Source organism: Flavobacterium profundi, from assembly GCF_006491645.1.
Classification (GTDB): Bacteria; Bacteroidota; Bacteroidia; order Flavobacteriales; family Flavobacteriaceae; genus Flavobacterium; species Flavobacterium profundi.
Genome location: NZ_VDCZ01000003.1, coordinates 272,340 through 296,205 on the forward strand (window position 1 = coordinate 272,340; position 23,866 = coordinate 296,205).

General features: G+C 31.3%; 23 protein-coding genes. 12 read left to right on the top strand and 11 right to left on the bottom strand.

Annotated elements, in window-relative coordinates; all coding sequences use genetic code 11:
* Positions 1 to 9: 9 nt before the first annotated feature.
* Entirely contained in the window at positions 10 to 414 is a 405-nt protein-coding gene (locus FHG05_RS06395; RefSeq protein ID WP_140997185.1) for a hypothetical protein, read from the top strand.
* Positions 415 to 460: 46 nt separating this feature from the next.
* Entirely contained in the window at positions 461 to 952 is a 492-nt protein-coding gene (locus FHG05_RS06400; RefSeq protein WP_140997186.1) for a hypothetical protein, read from the top strand.
* A gap of 51 nt (positions 953 to 1,003) precedes the next feature.
* Here FHG05_RS06400 and FHG05_RS06405 read toward each other — a convergent pair whose 3' ends face one another.
* Entirely contained in the window at positions 1,004 to 1,795 is a 792-nt protein-coding gene (locus FHG05_RS06405; RefSeq protein ID WP_140997187.1) for a DUF2797 domain-containing protein, read from the bottom strand.
* Positions 1,796 to 1,893: 98 nt separating this feature from the next.
* Here FHG05_RS06405 and FHG05_RS06410 point away from each other — a divergent pair, with 98 nt between their 5' ends.
* Together FHG05_RS06410 and FHG05_RS06415 are read left to right on the top strand one after the other, a co-directional pair.
* Positions 1,894 to 3,417 (top strand): GH3 auxin-responsive promoter family protein, encoded by a 1,524-nt coding sequence (locus FHG05_RS06410; protein WP_140997188.1) that lies wholly within the window; start codon positions 1,894 to 1,896, stop codon positions 3,415 to 3,417.
* Positions 3,418 to 3,762: 345 nt separating this feature from the next.
* Entirely contained in the window at positions 3,763 to 5,358 is a 1,596-nt protein-coding gene (locus FHG05_RS06415; protein ID WP_181369150.1) for an OmpA family protein, read from the top strand.
* A 75-nt stretch (positions 5,359 to 5,433) separates the two neighbouring features.
* On the opposite strand, the gene clpX is transcribed toward FHG05_RS06415, so the two are convergent.
* From clpX to FHG05_RS06455, 8 genes are all read right to left on the bottom strand, one after another.
* Complete coding sequence (clpX, locus tag FHG05_RS06420) at positions 5,434 to 6,666, bottom strand: ATP-dependent Clp protease ATP-binding subunit ClpX (RefSeq protein WP_140997190.1); 1,233 nt, start codon at positions 6,664 to 6,666, stop codon at positions 5,434 to 5,436.
* Between the two features lie 58 nt (positions 6,667 to 6,724).
* Entirely contained in the window at positions 6,725 to 7,384 is a 660-nt protein-coding gene (gene clpP, locus FHG05_RS06425; RefSeq protein WP_140997191.1) for an ATP-dependent Clp endopeptidase proteolytic subunit ClpP, read from the bottom strand.
* Between the two features lie 81 nt (positions 7,385 to 7,465).
* On the bottom strand, positions 7,466 to 8,791 hold the full coding sequence (tig, locus tag FHG05_RS06430; RefSeq protein WP_140997192.1) for a trigger factor: 1,326 nt from the start codon (positions 8,789 to 8,791) through the stop codon (positions 7,466 to 7,468).
* A 144-nt stretch (positions 8,792 to 8,935) separates the two neighbouring features.
* Positions 8,936 to 9,280 (bottom strand): phage holin family protein, encoded by a 345-nt coding sequence (locus FHG05_RS06435; protein WP_140997193.1) that lies wholly within the window; start codon positions 9,278 to 9,280, stop codon positions 8,936 to 8,938.
* A gap of 70 nt (positions 9,281 to 9,350) precedes the next feature.
* Entirely contained in the window at positions 9,351 to 10,997 is a 1,647-nt protein-coding gene (locus FHG05_RS06440) for an SGNH/GDSL hydrolase family protein (protein WP_140997194.1), read from the bottom strand.
* Between the two features lie 16 nt (positions 10,998 to 11,013).
* The gene (locus tag FHG05_RS06445; RefSeq protein ID WP_157504187.1) at positions 11,014 to 12,252 is read right to left on the bottom strand and encodes an OmpP1/FadL family transporter; all 1,239 of its coding nucleotides are present in this window, start codon (positions 12,250 to 12,252) and stop codon (positions 11,014 to 11,016) included.
* Positions 12,253 to 12,373: 121 nt separating this feature from the next.
* Positions 12,374 to 13,135, bottom strand: a complete 762-nt coding sequence (locus FHG05_RS06450) for an alpha/beta fold hydrolase (protein ID WP_140997196.1) — start codon at positions 13,133 to 13,135, stop codon at positions 12,374 to 12,376.
* Entirely contained in the window at positions 13,135 to 13,848 is a 714-nt protein-coding gene (locus FHG05_RS06455) for a pyridoxine 5'-phosphate synthase (RefSeq protein ID WP_140997197.1), read from the bottom strand. Before FHG05_RS06455 ends, FHG05_RS06450 begins: the two co-directional genes overlap by 1 nt.
* Before the next feature lie 95 nt (positions 13,849 to 13,943).
* On the opposite strand from FHG05_RS06455, the gene FHG05_RS06460 reads away from it, so the two are divergent.
* The 8 genes from FHG05_RS06460 (at position 13,944) to murI (ending at position 22,028) form a co-directional block, all read left to right on the top strand.
* On the top strand, positions 13,944 to 14,603 hold the full coding sequence (locus FHG05_RS06460) for a CBS domain-containing protein (protein ID WP_140997198.1): 660 nt from the start codon (positions 13,944 to 13,946) through the stop codon (positions 14,601 to 14,603).
* 34 nt (positions 14,604 to 14,637) lie between these two features.
* A complete protein-coding gene (locus FHG05_RS06465; RefSeq protein WP_140997199.1) occupies positions 14,638 to 15,516 on the top strand; it encodes an NAD kinase in 879 nt (292 codons plus the stop codon).
* 123 nt (positions 15,517 to 15,639) lie between these two features.
* The gene (gene porG / locus FHG05_RS06470; RefSeq protein WP_140997200.1) at positions 15,640 to 16,323 is read left to right on the top strand and encodes a type IX secretion system protein PorG; all 684 of its coding nucleotides are present in this window, start codon (positions 15,640 to 15,642) and stop codon (positions 16,321 to 16,323) included.
* Positions 16,324 to 16,325: 2 nt separating this feature from the next.
* Positions 16,326 to 17,066 (top strand): isoprenyl transferase, encoded by a 741-nt coding sequence (locus FHG05_RS06475; RefSeq protein WP_140997201.1) that lies wholly within the window; start codon positions 16,326 to 16,328, stop codon positions 17,064 to 17,066.
* Positions 17,067 to 17,073: 7 nt separating this feature from the next.
* Positions 17,074 to 19,725, top strand: a complete 2,652-nt coding sequence (gene bamA, locus FHG05_RS06480; protein WP_140997202.1) for an outer membrane protein assembly factor BamA — start codon at positions 17,074 to 17,076, stop codon at positions 19,723 to 19,725.
* Positions 19,726 to 19,844: 119 nt separating this feature from the next.
* Positions 19,845 to 20,642 carry an OmpH family outer membrane protein gene (locus tag FHG05_RS06485; protein ID WP_140997203.1) on the top strand — a complete coding sequence of 266 codons (798 nt, stop codon included), beginning with the start codon at positions 19,845 to 19,847 and terminating at the stop codon, positions 20,640 to 20,642.
* Between the two features lie 27 nt (positions 20,643 to 20,669).
* On the top strand, positions 20,670 to 21,173 hold the full coding sequence (locus FHG05_RS06490; RefSeq protein ID WP_140997204.1) for an OmpH family outer membrane protein: 504 nt from the start codon (positions 20,670 to 20,672) through the stop codon (positions 21,171 to 21,173).
* Positions 21,174 to 21,248: 75 nt separating this feature from the next.
* Positions 21,249 to 22,028, top strand: coding sequence for a glutamate racemase (murI, locus tag FHG05_RS06495; RefSeq protein ID WP_140997205.1), 780 nt, complete (start codon positions 21,249 to 21,251; stop codon positions 22,026 to 22,028).
* A 123-nt stretch (positions 22,029 to 22,151) separates the two neighbouring features.
* Here murI and FHG05_RS06500 read toward each other — a convergent pair whose 3' ends face one another.
* Both FHG05_RS06500 and FHG05_RS06505 read right to left on the bottom strand, forming a co-directional pair.
* Positions 22,152 to 22,670, bottom strand: coding sequence for a gamma carbonic anhydrase family protein (locus FHG05_RS06500; protein ID WP_140997206.1), 519 nt, complete (start codon positions 22,668 to 22,670; stop codon positions 22,152 to 22,154).
* Positions 22,671 to 22,731: 61 nt separating this feature from the next.
* The gene (locus FHG05_RS06505; RefSeq protein WP_140997207.1) at positions 22,732 to 23,736 is read right to left on the bottom strand and encodes a PorP/SprF family type IX secretion system membrane protein; all 1,005 of its coding nucleotides are present in this window, start codon (positions 23,734 to 23,736) and stop codon (positions 22,732 to 22,734) included.
* Positions 23,737 to 23,866 lie beyond the last annotated feature (130 nt).

Consider the following 23,866-nt stretch of genomic DNA (forward strand, 5'->3'; position numbering starts at 1 on the left):
TTTTTGTAGATGAATGATAATTCTGAGAAAATTGAAGAAAGAATAAATGATTTAAAAAGTACTGGATTAAATCTAAAACTAGAAGCCCATAAGAACTTTTTTAAACATTTAGACAGAATAAACGATAGACTATTCACTTTAAACTTATCAGTTTTAGCTGGAGTTATAGCTATTTTTAGAGATAGATTATATACTTGGGAAATAATTCACATATTTTTAATTCTTATCAACTTGTGTTTGTATGGTTTTGTCGAATATCTGTTTATTGATCTTTATATAAAAGAATATCATAATGGAGTTAATGTTAAATCAGAAAAATATTTTTTAAAGATTAAACTCTTAACTGAAATTTTAACTTTTACAACAATTATAATTATTTTATACTTTATTTTCAAAATACTGTTTGACAAGTAAAACATATATTTTGAAAATATTTTTAACAAATAAACAACAACAAACCATGAAAAAAGTAACGTATTTATTTATGGCACTAACGCTATTTATAAGCTGTAAAGAAAAAACAGAGGAAGACACTACTACAGTGGTACAACCTAGTGAGGAGCAAATTATAGAAGATGACATCGCTTCTGAAGCAACTCCTGTTGCATTGTTAGAAAAAGGGTGTTATACCTATAATCAAAATGGGAATGCTATTGAAATGAAGATTACTACCGTTGGAGACAGCGTTAAAGGAAATTTAAAAATAGCACTTGCAGAAAAAGACGGAAATGAAGGTACATTTGCAGGAACTTTACAAGAAGACAAACTTATTGGAAGTTACACTTTTTCATCTGAAGGTGCTGTTAGCAAAAGAGATATGGCGTTTTTAGTAAAAGACAACCAACTCATTGAAGGATATGGTGACATGATTGAAGGTATTACGTTTAAAAACGTAGACCAACTTTCCTACTCATCGACCATGCCTTTAACTAAAGGTGATTGTTTAGAATAATATAGTAACCAATTAAAAATCCCTAATAGCATTTTACTATTAGGGATTTTTTTATACACTCATTTTTACAACATATCCTTCATAGGTTCGTATGTTAAAAACGGTTCCATCTTCAAATAAAAGATACTGTCCTTTAATTCCTATTATCTTTCCTGTATAATTAGGTGTTTTATCTAAGTTAAGACTACTCACTTTTTTAGGATACTGTAACACCGGAAATTCTAAATCATAGATTTTTTCTTGTGTAGCAAAATACGGTTTTACTTCTTCCGGAATCCAAGCTATTGTTTTTTGCCTTTCCGCTTGTAAATCCACAGGTAACACTTCATTTTTTAGCATTTTTTGCCAGCTGGTTTTATCGGCAAAATGATTTTTCAAAGCTACCTCAGTAATTCCTGCTAAATAACGATTCGGGACTTCAACTATTGGAACTGCTTGCACTGCTCCTTGATCAATCCATCGTGTGGGTACTTGCGTTTTTCGGGTTACCCCTACTTTTACTTCACTAGACAAAGCTAAATAAACGATATGAGGTTGTAATTGTACTTTCTTTTCATACTCTAAATCGCGATCTTCAATATCTAAATGTGCTGTACTTAGCTCTGGTTTCATTATCCAATCTCCCACAGCAGGACTACTCATAAAACAATCATAACAAAAACCTTGTCTAAAAATCTTCTTAGGCTGTCCACAATTTAAACATTGGTAACCTTGAAATTGCAATTCTATTTCTTTGTTTAATAACTGATTAACATTTAAAAAACTATCGTCAAAAACTAAATAATATTGAATAGGTTGCGCAAATTCGGTTTGCATTTTTTGAAGTACACCTTGGTATGTCATGTGCTTTTTACTTTTTAATGAGTTTAGATTTAAAAAAAATGTTATTTTTGGTAAAGTTATCATTCGTATTTTATAATTCATAATTTGTAATTCTAAAAATGGCATTTCCTATTATCAATTCAATTGCTTCGTGGATTTTAAAAAAGCGAATTCATCAAATGGAGTTGTTTTTAAAATACCCGCATGAGGTTCAGGAAGAGTTGCTTTTAAATTTGATAAAGTCAGCTGAAAATACGCATTTGGGTAAAAAGTATGATTTTGCCTCAATTAAAAATTATCGTGCTTTTTCAGAACGAATTCCTATTTCAACTTATGAAGAATTAGAACCTCTTATAGAACAAACACGCAAAGGAGAACAAAATGTTTTTTGGAACACCCCTATAAAATGGTTTGCAAAATCCAGCGGAACCACTAACGCCAAAAGTAAATTTATACCTGTAAGCAATGAAACTTTAGACCTTTGCCATTATAAAGCGAGTAAAGATTTATTGTGTTTGTACTTAAATAACAATGAAGATTCTCAATTATTTACTGGAAAAAGTTTACGTTTAGGAGGTAGCAAACAATTGTATGAAGACAACAATACTTTTTTTGGTGATTTATCTGCTATCTTAATTGATAATATGCCTATTTGGGCAGAGTTTAGTTCTACTCCAAGCAATAAAGTTTCTCTTATGGGAGATTGGGAAACCAAATTACCTGCGATTATTAATGAAACCATTCAGGAAAATGTAACAAGTTTAGCAGGAGTTCCTAGCTGGATGATGGTACTCTTAAACAAAACGCTAGAAACCACAGGAAAAAATAACTTATTAGACATTTGGCCGAATGCAGAAGTTTATTTTCATGGTGGTGTTAATTTTGAACCGTATCGCGAACCTTATAAAAAATTATTTCCAAAAGATAATTTTAGATATTATGAAATTTATAATGCTTCTGAAGGATTTTTTGCGATTCAGGATCAAAATGATTCCAATGAATTATTATTGATGCTAGATTATGGAATTTTTTATGAATTTATACCAATGGATACTTTTGGCACCAGCAAGCAAAAGGCCATTCCTTTGGACGAGGTGGAACTTCATAAAAATTATGCTATTGTTATTTCTACCAATTCAGGCCTTTGGAGGTATTTAATAGGTGATACGATTCGTTTTACTTCAATAAACCCTTATCGTATAATGGTTACTGGAAGAACCAAACATCATATTAATGTTTTTGGAGAAGAATTAATGGTTGAAAACACAGATAAAGCCATTGCTAAAACCTGTCAAGAATTGAATTGCGAAGTAGTTGATTATACTGTTGCTCCTATATTCATGCAAGAACGCACCAAAGGAGCGCATGAATGGATTATTGAATTTAAAGTGAATCCTGAGGATTTACAAACTTTTTCTGCCGTTTTGGACAAGAACCTTCAACTCTTAAACTCTGATTATGAAGCTAAAAGACATAATAATATGACTTTAAATCCGTTAAAAGTAAATGTGGCAAGACCAAATTTATTTTATGACTGGTTGAAAGAAAAAGACAAATTAGGAGGACAACATAAAATTCCTAGATTATCGAATGAAAGGAAATATTTAGAAGAATTATTACAACATCAGATATATCAAGTATAAAAACGAACCTCAAATGAAAAAAATATTAATCCTACTTCTTTTTGCAAGTATCTTTTTATCTTCTTGTGGACCGAAAAGATATAAATGTGGCCCTTACAGAAAATGTCAAATAGAGCAATTCAAAGAGCAAAAATCTCCAACAGACATTATTCTTTGTTAAACCTTTATTAAACACTTAAGAAATTGATTTTTAATTTATTAACTATTTTCTTAGTAAGTTAAATTTATAATCTAAGTTCATATGGCTATATAACGAGTTTTTTTAACAATTAACCGATTATTCTTTTTTTATGCGGTATTTAGACTTAATATTTGCACCTGCGAAGTCTAAATTAACCTATGATTATGAGAAAATTATTTTTTTGTGTTTTTTGCATTCCTTTTTTAGGCATGAGTCAAGATTCATTTATGGATGACTCGATTGCTAAAAACAACACTACATTAAATAATGATTCCTTATTAAAATACATCCTAACAGATACTGGTATTAACACCGAATTATCAGAAATTGGCGCAAGCTTTTTTAAAGATAAATTTCTTATTGTTTCAAACAAAAAAAGAAGACATACTAAAACTACTTTTAACGAAAAATTAAATCAATTCAACAACAATATCTATTGTACGAATGTAGATAAAAACGGGAATTTATCTTTTCCATTACAGTTTTCAACCGTATTAGATTCTGATTTTAACGAAGGTTCGATGACTTTTTCTAATGAAGACAAAACCATTTACTTTACACATACAACTGAAAACTCAGATAATTTTAAATTATACAAAGCTGATTTAGATGTTGAAATACAAGGGTATTGGAAAGACGTAGTAGAAATTGAAATTACAACTCCAGAATATTCTGTAGAAACTCCTTATTACGCGGCTGGAACGAATAAAATCTATTTTTCTTCTAATATGCCTGGTGGTTTTGGAGGTTATGATTTATATGTAGCGGACATAAACACTAATGGAACCTTAAAAAATATTCAAAATTTAGGCAAGGAGGTAAACTCTTCTAAAGATGAAAAATATCCATTTGTTACACCCGATTCAAATTATCTTTATTTTTCATCAACAGGTCATGATACTTATGGTGGATACGATGTATTCAGAAGCTCAATCGTTAACAACACGTACATCAACAGAAGAAATATTGGTTCAGGCTTGAATTCTAATAAAGATGAAGTAGGTTATATTTTAGTAAATAAAGACCAAGGCTATATTTCCATCAACAAAGAAGACGACAAAGAAAATTTCGATGTATATCGTTTCGACGTACAACAATTGGAACAACAATTAAATATTTTGGTTGTAGAAAGTGATTCGAAAATTAAATTACCAAATGCAAACGTGGTTATTACAGATGAATTTGGCAACACAATAAAAGAAACAAAAACAAACGACAAAGGTGAAATTAAATTAATCATTGAACCTTTAACTTCTTATACAATCTCAACTTCAAAAGACGGGTACGAACCCAATTTAGACGCAGTAACCGCATCAACTGAAAATAATTTTGTTTCTGAAACCATTAAAATGACTCAGAAAAAACCAGAAATTACTAACGATGCAATTGTTATGGAAAATATTTTCTTTGATTTTAATAAAGCAACTTTAAAAGAAGAGTCTCAATTATCATTAAACAAAGTAGTCAATGTAATGAATGAAATACCAGACATGACGTTGACTATTAACGCTCATACAGACAACAAAGGATCTGATAAGTATAATTTAGCTTTGTCTCAAAAAAGAGCAAAATCAACCTACGACTATTTAGTTGCTAAAGGAATTGATAAATCTCGCTTAGCACACAAAGGTTATGGAGAGTCTAAACCGTTACATGATTGCAAGCAAAATTGTACCGAAACACAAGATTCTGAAAATAGACGTGTTGAATTCTTAATTAACAAAGCAATTGAATTTACAGACGCTACAACCAATAATTAAAATAAACAGGTAAACAACAGATAAAAAAATCCCGAGAGTCATTTTCTCGGGATTTTTTGTTTTTTATTTTAGATTTTAAGATGCCGTTTTTAAACGCTGCAACAGGTTTTTATTCAAACTGTGTTCTGCAAACTCTTTGGTTACATGTAATTCTTTTTCAGAAGAACCAGGCAAATCAAACATCGCATCAGTTAGTATAGCTTCACACAAAGAGCGAAGCCCTCTTGCTCCTAACTTATATTCTAAAGCTTTTTCTACAATAAACTGCAAAGCCTCTTCCTCCATTTCAAAATGCACATCATCCATTTCAAACAATTTTTTATATTGTTTTACCAATGCATTTTTAGGCTCTGTAAGAATAGCTCTTAACGTTTCTGCATCTAAAGGATTCATATAAGACAATACGGGTAAACGACCAATAATTTCTGGAATTAATCCAAAATCTTTTAAATCTTTTGGAATCACATATTGCAACAAATTATCTTTATCAATTTCGTTATTATCTTTAGAAGTACTATAACCTACTGCTTGACGGTTTAATCTTTTGGAAATAATTTTTTCAATCCCATCGAATGCACCTCCTGCAATAAACAAGATATTTTGCGTATTGACTTCTACAAATTTTTGATCAGGATGCTTTCTTCCACCTTTAGGTGGTACATTTACAACAGTTCCTTCTAAAAGTTTTAATAAAGCTTGTTGCACTCCTTCACCTGACACATCACGTGTTATAGAAGGATTATCACTCTTACGAGCAATTTTATCAATTTCATCGATAAAAACAATACCTCTTTGGGCACGATCTACATCATAATCTGCAGCTTGTAATAAACGTGTTAAAATACTTTCTACATCTTCACCTACATAACCGGCTTCAGTTAACACAGTAGCATCTACAATAGCCAAAGGAACATTTAACATTTTTGCAATGGTTTTTGCTACTAAAGTCTTCCCTGTTCCTGTTTGACCTACCATAATGATGTTACTTTTTTCAATTTCAACCTCATCATCTGTTTGAGCTTGCATTAATCGTTTATAGTGATTATAAACTGCAACACTCATTACTTTTTTAGTTTGATCTTGACCAATAATATACTGATCTAGAAACGTTTTAATTTCTTTAGGTTTTAACAAAACTAAATCAGACAACAGTTCTGTTTTACCACTTTGTTTTAGTTCTTCTAAAACTATTCCATGTGCTTGCTCAATACAACGATCACAAATGTGTGAATCTATACCTGCAATTAACAAATTAGTTTCTGGCTTTTTTCTTCCACAAAAAGAACACTCTAATACTTCTTTTGCCATTTTTACTCTTTTAGATACAACACATTAAGAAAAGGCTTAATTTGATGCATCTCGTTTTTTATTTTCTTTCTAAAACTTCATCAATCATTCCATATTCTTTCGCCTCAGAAGCAATCATCCAGTAGTCTCTCTCACTGTCTTTATATACTTTATCATAAGGTTGTTTAGAATGCTGAGAAATGATACGATATAATTCTTCTTTTAATTTTAACATTTCTCTCAAGTTGATTTCCATATCTGTAGCAACGCCTTGTGCTCCTCCTGATGGTTGGTGAATCATTACTCTAGAGTGTGGTAAAGCCGATCTTTTACCATCTGCTCCAGCACATAATAAAACCGCTCCCATAGAAGCAGCCATTCCTGTACAAATGGTAGCTACATCTGGTTTTACCAATTGCATGGTATCATATATTCCTAAACCAGCATATACACTTCCTCCTGGTGAGTTGATATAAATACTAATATCTTTAGATGCATCTGTACTTTCTAGAAACAACAATTGCGCTTGAATAATATTGGCTACATAATCATCAACTCCTGTACCTAAAAAGATGATACGATCCATCATTAAACGTGAGAAAACATCCATTGAAGCCACGTTCATTTGACGTTCCTCGATAATATAAGGAGTCATACTATTTACAATTTTATCATAATACAAACTGTTTACTCCATGATGCTTAGTAGCGTATTTTTTAAATTCTTTCCCGTAATTCATAGTAACTTTATTAATGGTTTATAAACTAAGAACGTCAAACCATAGTTTGACGTTCAAAGATAATTATTTTTTACGAGAAATTTATTCTCCGTACATCTCTTTAATAAACTCTTGGTAGTTTACTTTTTTAGATTTTGCTTTAATCTTTTCTTTGAACAAGCTCAACATCTTTTCGCTCATTACTTGCTCAGACAAACGTTTTACTTCTTCTTGATTGGAAAGCACTCTAGCCACAATTCCATCTACCTCTTCATCTGTTGGATTCAATTGACCAAACTGAGCCATTTGTTTCTTGATTAATTCTGCAGTGTGTGCTTTTAAATCTTCAAATTGAATTTGCAAATTATTTGAAGCAATGATTTTGTTCTCAATTAATTGGTAACGCAATCCTTTTTCCGATTTAGCATATTCCTCTTCTGCTTGTTCAGTAGACAATGGGTTTTCTCCTACAGTTTGAATCCATTTTTTCAAGAACACAGCTGGTAAATCAAATTTTGTGTTATCAATTAAAGACTCAATAACATCATTTAAGAATTTTTGATCGGCTTGTTGAGCAAACTGCGCTTCAGCATCTTCCTTAATTTTAGCTTTTAATTCCTCAACAGAAGTTACATTTCCTTCTCCAAATAATTTATCAAACAATTCTTGATTTAATTCCGCTTTTTCAACTGCATTGATTTCTTCAATAGTGAAATCAACAGTAATATCTAAACCATGAACATCATCATGAGAAACTTTTAAATAGTCCATTAATTTATGGTCGTCATCAAAAAGTCCTTTTGTCTCTAAAGAAACAACATCACCTACTTTTTTACCTACAAATTTCTTTGCTGTTTTTTTATCATTGAAAATATCTAAAGTAATGGTAGTGGTATTGTGAATTCCTTTCTCTTCATTTGAAAAAGTCCCTCTTAAAGTATGATCTTCTTCCACTTTATCTTGAGAAATCATTTTACCATATTGCTTTTGAATACGCTCTACTTGTTCGTCAAGCATTTTGTCATCAGCGACGATATCAAATTTAGTCACATTTGACTTTGCATCTAAATCAACTGCAAATTCTGGAGCTAAACCTAATTCAAATTCAAAAGTAAAATCGTCTTTATTCCAATCGAAGTCTTCCGTTACTTTTGGAAGTGGATTTCCTAAAATATCTAATTTTTCTTCAACTAAATAATCATTTAAAGAAGCTTGTAATATTTTATTTACTTCGTCTAAAAGTACTGCTTTACCATATTGTTTTTGAATCAAACTCATTGGCACAGCTCCTTTTCTAAAACCCGGTATGTTAGCATTTTTTCTGTAGTCTGCTAATACTTTTTGCACTTTATCTGCATAATCCTCTTTAGTAACCGCAACCGTAACAATTGCGTTTAAAGCATCAACTTGCTCTCTTGTAATATTCATTATATTATTTTTTATTGACATGAAAATTGGGTTGCAAAATTAAATATTTTTTACAACTCAAGCAACTTTTTAATTGATTGAATTTCAATTCTGTAAAATTTATTCCCTAGAATTTTATTCTATCAATTTCTTTACATGCAAAAATTAGTCTTTTTCAATAAAAATTCCATTTAATATTGATTGACAAACGGAAAGAATGATACTAAATAATAAGGCCGTCCAAAATCCTGAAACTGAGAAGCCACCCACAAAATAATCACCAATCATGATAATTACTGCATTAATGACAAACAAAAACAATCCTAATGTAAGAATGGTTGCTGGAATGGTTAAAAATACTAATATGGGTTTTAAAAAAGCATTTAACAATGCCAAAACAATAGCCACAATAAAAGCACTTTGATAACTAGCTATACTTACGCCTGGTAAAAATTTAGAAATCACAACTACCAAAACAGTCGTAATTAAAAGTTTAATAAGTAAATTCATTTTTTATTTTAAAGATAAAAAAAAGACACCTAAAAAGGTGTCTTTTACTATAAGATTTTTGTCCAATATCTTAATTTATTGGAACAATATGAATTCCTGGATAATCATTTGGATTCAATAATGGCAAGTTTGCTTTATAATGTGAATTAATCACTTTAATAATTTCATTTGATATTACAGCGTAACCTCTTGCATTTGGATGTACTCCATCTAAAGAGAATAATACTTTAAATTCTGTAGTTGCACTATTAAAATAATTTGCAGTATACCATGTTCCATTATCTGCTTTTAAACCACTTACTAACTGATTTAAAATAGCATTCATATCTGCCACAGCTAAATTTTTATCTTGAGCAATTGCTTTGATACTTGCATTATAAGCATCTGTAGCTGCTTTTACCTTAGCTTGTTCTTGAGGTGTTAAAACCCATTTATTACCTAATGGATAAGAAATACCATTTGCGTTAATATTCGCTGGTGCATTCACGTTAGTAGATCCAATAAAAGAAGAAGCAGGAAGCACTACTAAATCTGTAGCAGTAGTTTGTCTTGCTTTACCAAAAATAGCTCCAAAAGCGTTTGCAGTTCCAGCATCATAGTTTAATACTGCTTGTAAATAACCTGAAATTTGAGCTGACCTATCTGCAGCATCAACATCATAAATTAAAACTGGATTTGCAGTATTAGGATCTAAAACATTTACTCTATCAGGCTCGTTACCAGCAGTAAATATACCATCCAACAAAGCGTATAGTTGCGCATTTAATTGTCCCATTGCTGCAGTACCAGCTGCAATTTGTGTAGCCGCGTCTGATCCAGGAGGTGTTAAAGCTTTACCTAATCCTTGCGCTGTTAAAGGTGCATAAGGAACTGTTGTAAAATAAGGAATTGACGTTACATTAGGAACCGTAGCAACTACTCCTTTTGCTCCACCAGAAGTAAGTGTATTAATTAAAGTACTGTATACACTACCAAAAACATTTGAATTAGTAATATCATTTCCTCCATACGTACTTGGGTCTAAATTACCAGTAGCATTATGATCCGCTGCAGCCGTATTATCATAAACATTTGTTGAAGAAGCAGCTCCTCCATTAGTTGAATAAGAAAGTACATCATTATTACCAATCCAATTGGTAAAGAATGTTGGGTTTTTCATCATTGCATCTCCTAAAACTGTTGCTGAAGCCGAAGTGGCATGTCTTGCAAAATATGGATTTGCTTGGCCTGTCGCTACACCTGCAACATTACCATAACCTGGCGCTACTAAATGGAAAGATTTTGCTCCTGGCACTCCCATATTATTATAAGCAGTAGCTTGTAAATTTGTAACTTCAATTGTTGAAGAACCTGTAATGTTCTCTGGTCTTCCTTCAGCAGCATCAATAACTAATCTTGTAGAAGCAATTGGAATTCCTCCTAACGTTAATCCTCCATAATTATTCACATCATCTTCATAAGAAGGCTGTGTAAAAGCACCACCACCTACTAAAGCAAATTGCTTCGCTAACAAACTTGGAAATGAATTTGCTTGGCCCGATTTATAAACCGTACCATCCATATAACCTGCAGTTAAAGAGTTTCCTACTGCAACATAAGAAGAAAAATCAGCTTCTCCAGCTGAATAGTCGTCAGTTGATACTGGATTATCAAATTCTGGCTCACATGAAGCAAAACCAGCAGCTAAAATAGCTAAGTATATAAATTTATTTTTCATTTTCTATATTTTTTTATTAAAAACCATAAGTTATACCAACACCTGGTGAAAACACAACTGACTTGTAAGTTCCTGCAAATTCACCATTAGGATTGTAATCATAAGAATTGTCAATTTCATCAAAATGAATATATAAGAACGAAACATCAATTCCAAATTTTTCATTTAATTGATACGTTAAACCACCAGTGAATGCATTAGAATCGTTACGTGGCGTTTCTGGAGCAAAATAACCATCTTGAACTGGACTTTCGTCAAAATAATAACCTGCTCTAAAAGTAAATTTATCGTTAGCTTTATATTGTGTTCCAAATCTATATGTAGACGCATCTTTATAGTTTCTTGGATTTACAGAAGTTGGCAATCCATTATTAAAACTTACGTTTAAGCTTTTGTAAGCACTCCACATTGTATGGTTAAAATCAAATGCAAACAACCATTTATCTGTTACTTGAACCGAAATACCAGCAGTTACTTCAGCAGGTAATGGTAGGTCTGCGTTAAAAGTTGTATTCGTTAAAGTAGTTTGAGCAAAATCAGGAACATCATTAAATATAGCATCTCCATCTCTAGCTTCCATCATTATTTCTGAACGATAGTTTAAACCTAATCTAATTTTATCAGTTGGGTTAAACATCATACCAATATTATATCCCCAAGCAGAAATTCCTTTACCTTCAATTGTTAAATCCGTTGGATCACCATCAACTTGAAAAGTAGTGTTTGAAGCATATAAATTTCTATTAAAAGTAACAGCACCAGTAGCATATATAGGTCCTCCACCAATACTAAAATGTTCACCTACTCTAACTGAAACTGTTGGTTGAATGAAAATTGCTTTTAAATCAATATTATTAACCAAGTAAGCTCCTTGCCAGTTTTGATCCCAATCTACAGCACTTCCGTATGGGGTATAAACCGCCAAACCTGCTGTTAACCAATCATTCAACTTATAAGTAGCATAAGCATTAAATGGTGTGCCAAAATTATCCGAAGAAGCAGTCGTATTATAGGTGTTTTCTTGAAATCTTACTTTTGCAAACAACCCACTAGCTCCAACAGATAAATTGAATTTTTTATCTAAATAAGCCATCCCTGCAGGATTAAAAAAAGCAGTCTCCGCACTATTTACTACAGCAACACCCGTATGCCCCATAGCCAATTGTTTCTGACCTTGAATACTCACCCTATAACCACCCGCAAAAGCAGTAGAGCTTGCTAAAGCCATTAATGTTAAAGAAAGTAATTTTCTCATAATGTTAAAATGTGTTAGTTTTTCTTGAATTTATTAATATCTATATACCAAAATTATAATAAAATATGGAATTTACAATTTTTTACCTTAAAATATTATGCATTCATAATAAATTTATTTTTTATTTCAAAAAATTCATTACTTCCATAAAAAAATCTTTAGGATTTTCAGCATGCAACCAATGTCCTGCATTTGAAATAGTAACTATCTCACTCCTAGGAAATAATACTTTTATAGTTTCAAAATCACTATCTTCAATATAATTAGATTGTGATCCTCTTAAAAAAAGAGTTTCTTTTGGAAAAGTTAAACCAGCTGGTAATTCTTTTCCAATTACATCACTATTTTTTATCAAACTTTTTAAATTAAATCGGAAAGCCAATTGACCAGGCTCAATCCAATACAAATTTTTCAATAGGAATTGACGCGTACCGAAATCAGTAATATATTTTGATACTATTGCATCAACCTCGCTTCGGCTGGGTTTTAGATCAAAATCAACTGCATTCAATCCTTCTAAAATTGTTTGATGATGGGGAGCATAAAATTTAGGCCCTATATCTGCAACTATGAGCTTTGAAACCAAATCTGGATACTGACAAGCAAACTGCATCGCAACCTTTCCTCCCATTGAATGCCCTAACAAAACAACATCATTCAATTTATTTTCATTACAATAAGCCAAAACATCTTCAACCATTACATCATAATTAAAGATATCAGAATGAAAACTTCTTCCATGATTTCTCATATCAAGCAAATGCACTTCAAATCCTTCATCTACAAATTGCCCTCCTAATGTTTTCCAGTTATCCGACATCCCTAAAAAACCATGAATAATCAAAAAAGGAGTTCCTTTACCTTCTACTTTTGAAAAAATCATTATTTTAATTTTTGAAGATACATATTTACTACATTTTCTATTCCAAGATAAATGGACTCCGAAATTAAAGCATGACCAATTGAAACCTCTAACAAGTTAGGAATATTTTCTTTAAAAAACTGTATATTGTCTAAACTTAAATCATGTCCAGCATTAATACCTAACCCTAATTCATTTGCTCTAACTGCAGCTACTACATAAGAATCAATTCCCTTTGTATTACCTAACTCATATTGTTTCGCAAATTCTTCAGTATACAATTCAATTCTATCTGTTCCTGTTTCTTTGGCTCCTTCAATCATTTCAAGTACTGGATCTACAAAAATAGAAGTTCGAATTCCGTTTCTTTTACATTCGTTTATAACATCAATCAAGAAATCTTTATGTTTCACGGTATTCCAGCCAGCATTAGAAGTAATAGCATCATCAGCATCGGGCACTAAGGTAACTTGGGTAGGTTTAATTTGTAAAACTAAATCCATAAATTTTGGAATTGGGTTACCTTCTATATTATATTCGGTATGCACAATAGATTTTAAGTCGAATGCATCTTGATATTTAATATGTCTTTCATCGGGTCTAGGGTGAATTGTAATACCTTGTGCACCGAAATTTTCTAAATCTTGTGCTACTTTTAATAAATTAGGAACATTTCCACCTCTAGAATTTCTTAAAGTTGCTATTTTATTAATATTTACTGATAACTTTGTCATATTCTTTTTTATTAACTTTACAAAAATACAAAGTATTAATAGCTTTGATAAGCAATTTTTGATTAATTTGCAGTAAAATAATTATAAAATCTACAATGAATACATTAATTGATTTTTTAAATATAGATATTAAACCACTTAAAAGCAAAGAAACCATTGCTGAAGCACAAGATTTATTTGCTGATTATAATTATTCTCATTTTCCAGTTACTGAGGAAAATGTTTTCATAGGTTGTATTTCCAAAGAAGAAGCCGAAATTCATCCAAGTCATAAAACCATTGGAGAATGCCGATATGAATTTGACCGTTTTTATGTTCGTTCCCAAATGATCTGGTTAGATGTCTTGGAAGAATTTGCTAAAAACGAAGCGAATATTGTTCCTGTATTAAACGAACAAAATAAATATATCGGTTATTATGAGCTTGATGATGTTATCAAATTTTTTCATGAGACCCCTTTTCTAAGAGAAGAAGGAGGTATTCTTGTTATTAAAAAAGAAATATCTGGATTCTCGATGAGCCAAGTTACCCAAATAGTAGAAAGCAACAACGCTAAACTATTAGGCCTTTTCATTTCAAAAACAGAAGCTAATTTTATTGAAGTTACTTTAAAAATTAGCGAAAGTTCCTTAAATGAAATTATTCAAACCTTCCGAAGATACGAGTATGAAATTGTTTCGGAACACCAAGAAGATTCCTATCTTAAAAATCTAAAAGAGCGTTCAGATTATCTAGACAAATACTTAAACATCTAATTGGCTTATCCAATTGAAAAAACATCATCTCGACATGAAAATTGCAATTTTTGGCCAATATTATCAATCTGACACAGAAGAAATTGTAGAAAAGGTACTTCAAATACTCCTCGAAAATAAAGTGTTCGTCATTATTGAAAAAAAATTCAAACAAAATATTAAGACGGAACTAAAAGAAAAATGCAATTCCTATTCTTCACATGAAGAATTAGAACATGATATTGATGTTTTAATTAGTATTGGTGGAGATGGGACTATTTTAAGAGCAGTTACCTATGTTCGAGATAAAAACATTCCTATAGTTGGTATTAACGCAGGGAGATTAGGTTTTTTAGCAACGGTACAAATTAAAAGCATTGAACCATTTTTACATCGAATTTTAGCCAGAGACTACTCTATTTCCAAAAGAAGTTTGCTAAGCTTATCCTGCACTCCTAAAAATCCAGATTTAGTAGATTTAAATTTTGCCTTGAATGAAATAACCGTTTCAAGAAAAGACACTACATCTATGATAACTATTGAGACGTATTTAAATGGTGAATATTTAACCTCATATTGGGCAGATGGATTGATTATATCCACGCCAACAGGCTCAACAGGCTATTCATTAAGTTGCGGTGGCCCTGTACTAACACCCAATGTAAATAGCTTAGTGATTACACCTATTGCACCACATAACTTAAACGCAAGACCTTTAGTTATACCAGATGACACCGAAATAACATTAAAAGTTTCAGGAAGAGAAGAACAATACTTGGTTTCATTAGATTCAAGAATTACCTCAGTAACAAACGAAACATTACTAAAAATAGAAAAGACCTCATTTGAAATAAATATGGTTGCCTTTAATGAAGAAGGATTTTTAAAAACCATTAGAAAAAAACTCCTCTGGGGTGAAGATCGAAGAAATTAATGTCCCCTATATAACTTTTACTTTTTTTTTGCGTTTATACTTAACCGTTTAAATAGGAATAAAATTTTCATTTAAGTGCGGTAAAGAAATCTATATTATTATATTTGCAAACTATTTTTAAAAATGAGAAAGTTTTTTATTTACATATTCTTATTATTGAGTACAACTGCTATAACAGCTCAAATTAACGAATTAGGTGTTTTTTTAGGAGGTTCTAACTATATTGGAGACATAGGACCAACTAATTATATCTCCCCTAATAAAGTTGCTTTTGGGTTTTTATACAAATGGAACAAAAGTACAAGACACTCTTACCGGTTATCTTATACCTACTCTAAAATTGAATCAGCTGATAGCGATAGTAATGTTCCAAGTAGATATTTAAGAGATAAAAACTTTCAAAATAGCATTCATGATTTTACTTTAGGATTAGAGTTTAATTTTTTTGAATTCAATTTACATGATTCTGAAAAAGCATTCACTCCCTATGTTTCAACTGGTGTAAGCTATTTTGTATATAATGAAATTTTTTATCTTACAAATACAGAAGAGATAGATTACAGATCTAGTCAAATTGCAATCCCAATGATTGTAGGTTTAAAAACTAGACTTTATAGAAACTTTGTTTTGGGAGCAGAAGTAGGAATACGATATACCTTTACAGATAATCTAGATGGAAGCAATCCTAAAAACAATAATTTAGCACCGCTTAGATTTGGAAATCTTAACAGTAAAGACTGGTACGTGTTCTCAGGAATTACGTTAACCTATACTTTTGGACAAAACCCTTGTTTCTGCGCAAATTAATTATGAGTATAAAAGAACAAATAGACAACACAAAACTACCCAGTCATTTAGCCATTATTATGGACGGAAATGGCCGTTGGGCAAAACAAAAAGGTCTATTAAGAACTCTTGGCCACGAAAGCGGTACAAAATCAGTAAAAACAACTGTGGAAATTTGTGCCAAACTTGGAATAAAGAATCTAACACTTTATGCTTTCTCTACAGAAAATTGGAATCGTCCAAAATTAGAAGTAGACACCTTAATGAAACTCTTAATTTCTTCATTAAAAAAAGAATTAAAGACATTATCTCAAAACAACATCCGTTTGAATGCAATTGGGAATTTAACAAATTTACCTCTTAAAGTTCAAAAAGAATTAAATGAAGTAATTCAAAAAACTTCCGAAAACACTAGAATGACATTAACTTTAGCCCTAAGTTATGGTGCTAGAGAAGAACTTATTCAAGCTGTTAAAAAAATTTCTGATAAAGTTAAAAATAATATAATTTCTACTAACACTATTGACGAATCAATTATTAATGAGCATCTTTACACGCACAATTTGCCAGATGTTGATTTAGTGATTCGCACCAGTGGTGAACACCGAATAAGTAATTTCTTACTTTGGCAAATTGCATATGCTGAATTTTATTTTATAGATGTCTTATGGCCTGATTTTAGCGAAGAAGACTTATATAAAGCAATAATAAGTTATCAAAGTAGAGAAAGAAGATTTGGAAAAACAAGTGAACAAATTTCATAAGAAAAAAATGTTAAAAAAAGGTTTACAATTACTTTTTACCATTGTGATTATAGGTAATAGTACTAAATTAGTTGCACAAGAAACAAAACTAGAAAACGGAAAAGAATACATATTAGGAGGTGTAGAAGTAACAGGCAAAATTAAATACAGCGAACAAACTGTTGTTACGTTTTCTGGGCTTGAAAAAGGTCAAAGAATCCTAGTTCCTGGTGAAGACATCAGTACAGCTATTAAAAAATTATGGAAGCTAGGTCTTTTTAGCGATGTTAATTTCTATGTAAACACTATTAAAGGAGACAGTATTTTCTTAGAGTTAAACTTAATCGAATCTCCAAAATTATCTGATGTTAAAATCCAAGGAATTAAAAAAGGTAAAGCCGAAGATTTAATCAAAGAAGTTGATTTAAAGAAAGGGAAAGTAGTCAACGAAAATTTAGTGACTACAACTAAAAATTACATCGAAAACAAATACAAAAAAGATGGCTTTTACAATACCAAAGTATTTATTAGCACCACTCCTGATTCTACAGAAACAGAAGTTAAAATGCTTGTTAATATTGACAAAGGTGATAAAGTAAAAGTTAGAAGTATTGCATTTGAAGGTAATTCTGAAATTTCAGATACAAAACTTAGAAAAGCTTTCAAAAATACGAAACAAAGGAATCCAATTCGAATCTTTAAAGCTTCAAAATACATCAAAGAAAAATACAAAGAAGACTTAGTTAATGTTATTGATAAATACAAAGAAAAAGGATATCGAGATGCTCGAATTATTTCTGATTCGGTGACTTATGACAAAGAAAAAAACCTTATCGATATAAAAGTCAATCTTGAAGAAGGTCGCAAATATTATTTTGGAAACATTAGATATTTAGGTAACACGGTTTATACAGACCAACAATTAGCAAGATTACTGGGTATTAAGAAAGGTGACGTATACAATGGCGTACTTTTACAAAAAAGAATTGCCGACAACACAAAACCAGACGCAGAAGATTTAACCAACCTTTATCAAAACAGTGGTTATTTATTTTCAAGTATCAACCCGGTTGAAGTAAAAACTGTTAATGATACTATTGATTTCGAAATTAGAATTACCGAAGGTCCTATAGCTTATTTTAATAAAATTACAGTAGTAGGGAACGATAAAACAAATGACAAAGTTATTTACCGTGAATTACGTACAAAACCTGGAAACAAATACAGTAAAGATGATTTAGTGCGTTCTATTAGAGAAATCGGTCAATTAGGGTTTTTCGACCCAGAATCTATTAAACCCGACTTTAAAAATGTAGATGCTCAAGCAGGAACTGTTGATATTGAATATAATGTTGTAGAAAAAGGAGCTAGTCAAATTGAACTTCAAGGAGGTTATGGTGGTGGTGGCTTCATAGGTACTTTAGGACTTTCTTTTAGCAATTTCTCAGCTAGAAACATTTTTAACAAAGATGCTTACAAACCCTTACCTATGGGAGACGGACAAAAAATGTCTCTGCGTTTACAAGGTAGTTCTTATTTCCAAACGTATAGCTTATCTTTTTCTGAACCTTGGTTTGGTGGAAGAAAACCAGTAAGTTTCTCAACTTCTATTTCACACAGTAAACAATTTTTATACAACTATAGTACAAGAGATGTAACAAGAAATCAAAGTTTCAACATTACTTCTTTAAGTGTTGGAATTGCGAAACAATTAAATGTACCAGATGATTTCTTTGTATTGTCTCAAAGTATATCATTCCAATATTATGATTTAAACAATTATAATACAGGCTTATTTACTTTTGGTAATGGAGCCTCTAGAAACATTGCTTATACAATTGGCTTAAGTAGAAATAGTAAAGGGGTAAACCCAATTTACCCAACGTATGGTTCTGAATTTAGTGTAACCGGTAGATTTACACCACCTTATTCATTATTCAATGGAGTAGATTATGCTAACTTAAAAAACCAAGAGGAATACAAATTAAAATATACAGAATCTAGTGGTATAGTACCTGTTACAAACCTTAGCACCGGAGAGGTAGTATATGAGGGGGATTATATTCGTTATTCTACTATTGATGGTGGCTATATTAAAGCAACTGCAGAAAATGCAGATTTAGACCAAGGAAAATATGACCAAAAAAGATTCAATTGGTTAGAATATTACAAAATAAAATTCAAAGCCGATTGGTATACAAGAATTTATGACAAATTAGTATTACGTTCTTTAGGTGAGTTTGGATTTATGGGAGCGTACAATCAAGACAGAGGTCTAGTTCCATTTGAACGTTTCTACTTAGGTGGAGATGGATTAGCCAATTTTTCACTAGACGGTAGAGAAGTAATTCAATTAAGAGGTTATCCTAACAACTCTCTATCTTCAACAGATGGAGGTACTATTTATAATAAATTCTCTTTAGAATTAAGGTATCCAATAACACTAAAACAAGCAGCATCCATTTATGGATTAACTTTCTTAGAAGCAGGTGCAGCTTACAATGAATTTAAAGACTACAACCCATTTAAAATGCAACGCTCTGCAGGTTTCGGTTTGCGCGTTTTCATGCCTGCATTTGGATTATTAGGTATTGATTTTGCACATGGATTTGACCCTATTCCAGGACAAGGAGTTAAAAGTGGTTGGCAAACCCATTTTATTATTGGACAACAATTTTAGTATTTTTTACGTTTAGTTTAAAATCAAAAGATGAAAACAAAACTTATAAAAACATTTCTTATCTTTCGGACAGTTTTTTGAGTTACATCTGAAAATTAAAAACTAAAAATAAACAACAGATGAAAAAAATATTTTTTATAACGTCATTGGTAATTTCTCTTACGAGCTTTTCGCAATCTGCTAGCGTTCGCATTGGATATATCGACATGGAATATATCTTAGAAAAAGCTCCTGATTATGCAGAAGCAAAAATGCAATTAGAACAAAAAGCTTCGAAATGGAAAGAAGATATTGAAATTAAAAAAAACGAAATAAAAAAATTAAAAGAAAGTCTAGATACCGAACGCGTATTACTTACTAAAGAACTTATTGAAGAAAGAGAAGAGGGAATTGCTTTTCAAGAGAAAGAGCTATTTGACTACCAAGAAAAAAGATTTGGTGCTCGTGGTGATTTAATTATACAAAAATCCATCCTAGTAAAACCAATTCAAGATCAGGTTTTTACTGCAATTCAAGATATTGCAGAACAAAAAAGATACGATTTTATTCTAGATAAATCTTCCGATTTAACTATTTTATTTGCTGATAAAAGACATGATATTAGCGACTTAGTTGTAAGAGCTATTATGCGATCCGAAAGGAGAGAGCAATTGTCTAAAAAAGAATTAAAAGCACAAGAAGCAAAAGAAGCAAAAGAAGATATTCAAGATGAAAATCCAGCCTTAGCAGAAAGACAAAAAGCTTTAGATGAAAAGAAAGCCGCTAGAGAAAAATTAATGGAAGAACGAAAAGCAGCAAGAGAAAAAATTATTGAAGAGCGAAAAAAAGCAGCCCTAGAAAAAAGAAAACAACTCGAAGCTGAAAAAAATGGCACAGTAATTGAAAAAGATAAAACAGACGAAAAAGAAGATAAATAATAACCTAAATAAATTTAAAATAGAAAAATGAAACAATTAAAAACTTTAGCTATTGCATTCGTACTTTTTATTACAGCTCAAGTATCAGCGCAATCAAAAATGGCTCATATTGATGTTAAGGAATTGATGACGAATATGCCAGAAATGAAAGCGGCTCAATCGCAATTAAAAACTATCCAAGATACTTATGATAAAGAATACAAAGGTATGGTTCAAGAGTATCAAACAAAATTACAAAAGTATGAGCAAGAAGCTCCTACAGCTGGAGAAGCTTTAAACGAAACACGTTCTAAAGAAATGCAAGGAATGGGACAACGTATCCAAGAATTCCAACAAAGTGCTAGCAAACAATTACAACAAAAAGAATTAGATTTATTAAAACCTATTATGGAAAAAGCACAAGCTGCAATTAAAAAAGTAGCTACTGCTAAAGGTTATGATTATGTAATTGACGCAACAGAAGGAAGTGGTTTATTAGTAGCTAATGGACCAAACATTCTTGCGGATGTGAAAAAAGAATTAGGTTTCTAATAAAAAACAAAATAAAAGCGCATTTAACTGTTCAAATTATAATTAATTTGAACAGTTTTTTTTTACATTTGTTTTATGAGTAAGGATTACCCTATAGGCCTTTTTGATTCTGGCATTGGAGGCACTTCAATCTGGAAAGAAATTCACGCGTTATTACCTAATGAAAACACCATCTATCTTGCCGATAGTAAAAATGCCCCATACGGTTTAAAAACCAAAGATGAAATTATAGCATTATCCATGAAAAACACAGAATTCTTATTGAATAAGAATGCTAAAATTATTGTGGTAGCTTGCAACACTGCAACTACAAATGCTATAAACGAATTACGTTCAAAATATAAGGTCCCTTTTATAGGTATTGAACCAGCTATCAAACCAGCTGCTAATCAATCTAAGACACAAACCATTGGCATTCTAGCCACTAAAGGAACTTTAAACAGTGATTTATTTCACGAAAAACTTTCTCACTTTACAAACGTTAAAGTAATAGAACAAATTGGCCATGGTTTGGTACAATTAATTGAGAATGGAGACATCAATTCTCCAGAAATGAATGAACTGCTGGAAAGTTATTTAAAACCTATGATTGATCAGAATATTGATTATTTAGTATTAGGTTGCAGCCATTATCCGTATCTTATTCCTCAAATTAAAAAAATAATTCCCGAACATATCCAAATAATTGATTCTGGTGAAGCCGTAGCACGACAAACTAAAAAAGTATTAGAGAAACATGATTTACTTTCTAAGACAACAGAAGCTAGTTGGCAAAAATTTTATACCAATGCTAATCCTCGCGTTTTAGAAAGCATTTTAAATCACGAATATTCTGTATTTGAGAAGGATTTTTAAGTCCAAAAAAACACGAAACTCCCCCTTCTAACCCTGATGGAAGTGATAGCTTTCTAAAATTTATTTTAGAAACTAAAACGCACAGCAGGTACAAGGTCATAAAGTAAGCCCAAAGACTCGTTTCTATTCTTCTTCTTTAAACCACCCGGAATACATTACATAATTATTAGAAATGCGTTCAATTTCACCTGCAAAATCGCTTTCATCGATTGCTTTTACTTTTTTAGCAGGCACACCCGCATAAATGGTTCCCGATTCCACAATGGTATTTTGAGTAACTACAGAACCCGCTGCAATAATTGAATTACTATTTACGACACAATTATCCATCACAATTGCTCCCATTCCAATTAAAACATTGTCTTTAATTTCACAGCCGTGAACGATTGCATTATGACCAATAGAAACATTGTTTCCAATTTTAGTAGGATGCTTTAAATAGGTACAATGAATTACGGCACCATCTTGAATGTTCACCTTATTTCCTATTTCAATTCGGTTAACGTCGCCTCTAATCACAGCATTAAACCATACACTGCATTTTTCACCTAATTGTACATCTCCAACTATAGTTGCATTTTCTGCTACATAACAATCTTCAGGTATCTGAGGAAATTTGCCTCTTACTTCTTTAATAATCATAATAAGTTATATAAAAATGTCCCGAAAAATCGGGACATTAGTTATTTTATATTTTAAGGAATTAATTAACCGCAGGACAGTTACAACTCCATTCTTTCGCTTTACAGAATATATCTATACCTAAAGTAATTTGATGGAAACCACCATTATCAAATTTAATATCTCCAATAATATGAGAATACGTATAAGCAAACATAAACTGTTTGTAATTCACTCCTAAAATTGGAGTAATATATTGTAATTTTTGCTCTCCAATTGCATTTCCATCTAAATATTCCGCTCCATCAAAACTTCTTCTGTATGAAAGACCACCCCATACTCTACCGAATTCAACACCTTTGTAAACTTTTAAGTTTAAATCAATTGCTTTTTCAGTAGTTTCTTGCGTATATTGAAACATAAAAGAAGGTTCCCATAACAATCTATCTTCGTCCCCAAATACCGCACCTGCACTCCACAAGAATTTTCTTAAATTATCAGATTCTATTCCTTCTGTGTAAATTTCTCTTCTGTTGGCTAAAAAGTTTTTAACTGTAACGTGAGTAAAGAAATCTAGAAAATGATATGACATCCCTAAATCAACATTAAAATAAGCATCTTTTTGGTAAATTCCTCCAAAAATAAAAGGGTCAAAAGCTTGATTTGTAAAACTAGTCTCATCTAATTGACTTTGAATAAACGCTGCACTTAATCCAAAAGACAATTGATTTAAGTCAGTCGTTCCTCTTGAAAAACGTAAATGGTGTGCATAAGTTAATTTAGCTCCTCTTTGAGAGTGATAACCATTTTTATCATTAAATACAATAGCTCCTATACCTGATTTACCATCTTGATCAATAGATGTATTAAAACTCAAGGTTTGCAACGAGGGTGCGTCTTCTTGTCCAAACCATTGTTGGCGACCTGTTAAACGTATTTTTCCACAATTTGCAGCACCAGCCATTGAAGGGTGAATTAAATAATAATTATCGGATAGATAATCGGAGTAAACAGCAATTCCTTCTTGGGAAAACGAGAGTTGTGTTAAAAACAACACAATAAATAAGTAACTTTTTTTAAAATCCATTTCTTTTATCAAGATTTTATTTGATTAAATGCCTTTTGTCTAATTTTTCAAAGATATAAATTTTATGTTATTATCAATGGTTTTTACTTACAGATTTAAAAGTTAAATTCTTTTTTACGTTATAAGTTCG

Bases quoted from the DNA above. Each gene is read 5' to 3' on its own strand.
- FHG05_RS06395 (WP_140997185.1), top strand. From the start codon at position 10: ATGAATGATAATTCTGAGAAAATTGAAGAAAGAATAAATGATTTAAAA.
- FHG05_RS06400 (WP_140997186.1), top strand. From the start codon at position 461: ATGAAAAAAGTAACGTATTTATTTATGGCACTAACGCTATTTATAAGC.
- FHG05_RS06405 (WP_140997187.1), bottom strand. From the start codon at position 1,795: ATGACATACCAAGGTGTACTTCAAAAAATGCAAACCGAATTTGCGCAA.
- FHG05_RS06410 (WP_140997188.1), top strand. From the start codon at position 1,894: ATGGCATTTCCTATTATCAATTCAATTGCTTCGTGGATTTTAAAAAAG.
- FHG05_RS06415 (WP_181369150.1), top strand. From the start codon at position 3,763: ATGAGAAAATTATTTTTTTGTGTTTTTTGCATTCCTTTTTTAGGCATG.
- clpX (WP_140997190.1), bottom strand. From the start codon at position 6,666: ATGGCAAAAGAAGTATTAGAGTGTTCTTTTTGTGGAAGAAAAAAGCCA.
- clpP (WP_140997191.1), bottom strand. From the start codon at position 7,384: ATGAATTACGGGAAAGAATTTAAAAAATACGCTACTAAGCATCATGGA.
- tig (WP_140997192.1), bottom strand. From the start codon at position 8,791: ATGAATATTACAAGAGAGCAAGTTGATGCTTTAAACGCAATTGTTACG.
- FHG05_RS06435 (WP_140997193.1), bottom strand. From the start codon at position 9,280: ATGAATTTACTTATTAAACTTTTAATTACGACTGTTTTGGTAGTTGTG.
- FHG05_RS06440 (WP_140997194.1), bottom strand. From the start codon at position 10,997: ATGAAAAATAAATTTATATACTTAGCTATTTTAGCTGCTGGTTTTGCT.
- FHG05_RS06445 (WP_157504187.1), bottom strand. From the start codon at position 12,252: ATGAGAAAATTACTTTCTTTAACATTAATGGCTTTAGCAAGCTCTACT.
- FHG05_RS06450 (WP_140997196.1), bottom strand. From the start codon at position 13,135: ATGATTTTTTCAAAAGTAGAAGGTAAAGGAACTCCTTTTTTGATTATT.
- FHG05_RS06455 (WP_140997197.1), bottom strand. From the start codon at position 13,848: ATGACAAAGTTATCAGTAAATATTAATAAAATAGCAACTTTAAGAAAT.
- FHG05_RS06460 (WP_140997198.1), top strand. From the start codon at position 13,944: ATGAATACATTAATTGATTTTTTAAATATAGATATTAAACCACTTAAA.
- FHG05_RS06465 (WP_140997199.1), top strand. From the start codon at position 14,638: ATGAAAATTGCAATTTTTGGCCAATATTATCAATCTGACACAGAAGAA.
- porG (WP_140997200.1), top strand. From the start codon at position 15,640: ATGAGAAAGTTTTTTATTTACATATTCTTATTATTGAGTACAACTGCT.
- FHG05_RS06475 (WP_140997201.1), top strand. From the start codon at position 16,326: ATGAGTATAAAAGAACAAATAGACAACACAAAACTACCCAGTCATTTA.
- bamA (WP_140997202.1), top strand. From the start codon at position 17,074: ATGTTAAAAAAAGGTTTACAATTACTTTTTACCATTGTGATTATAGGT.
- FHG05_RS06485 (WP_140997203.1), top strand. From the start codon at position 19,845: ATGAAAAAAATATTTTTTATAACGTCATTGGTAATTTCTCTTACGAGC.
- FHG05_RS06490 (WP_140997204.1), top strand. From the start codon at position 20,670: ATGAAACAATTAAAAACTTTAGCTATTGCATTCGTACTTTTTATTACA.
- murI (WP_140997205.1), top strand. From the start codon at position 21,249: ATGAGTAAGGATTACCCTATAGGCCTTTTTGATTCTGGCATTGGAGGC.
- FHG05_RS06500 (WP_140997206.1), bottom strand. From the start codon at position 22,670: ATGATTATTAAAGAAGTAAGAGGCAAATTTCCTCAGATACCTGAAGAT.
- FHG05_RS06505 (WP_140997207.1), bottom strand. From the start codon at position 23,736: ATGGATTTTAAAAAAAGTTACTTATTTATTGTGTTGTTTTTAACACAA.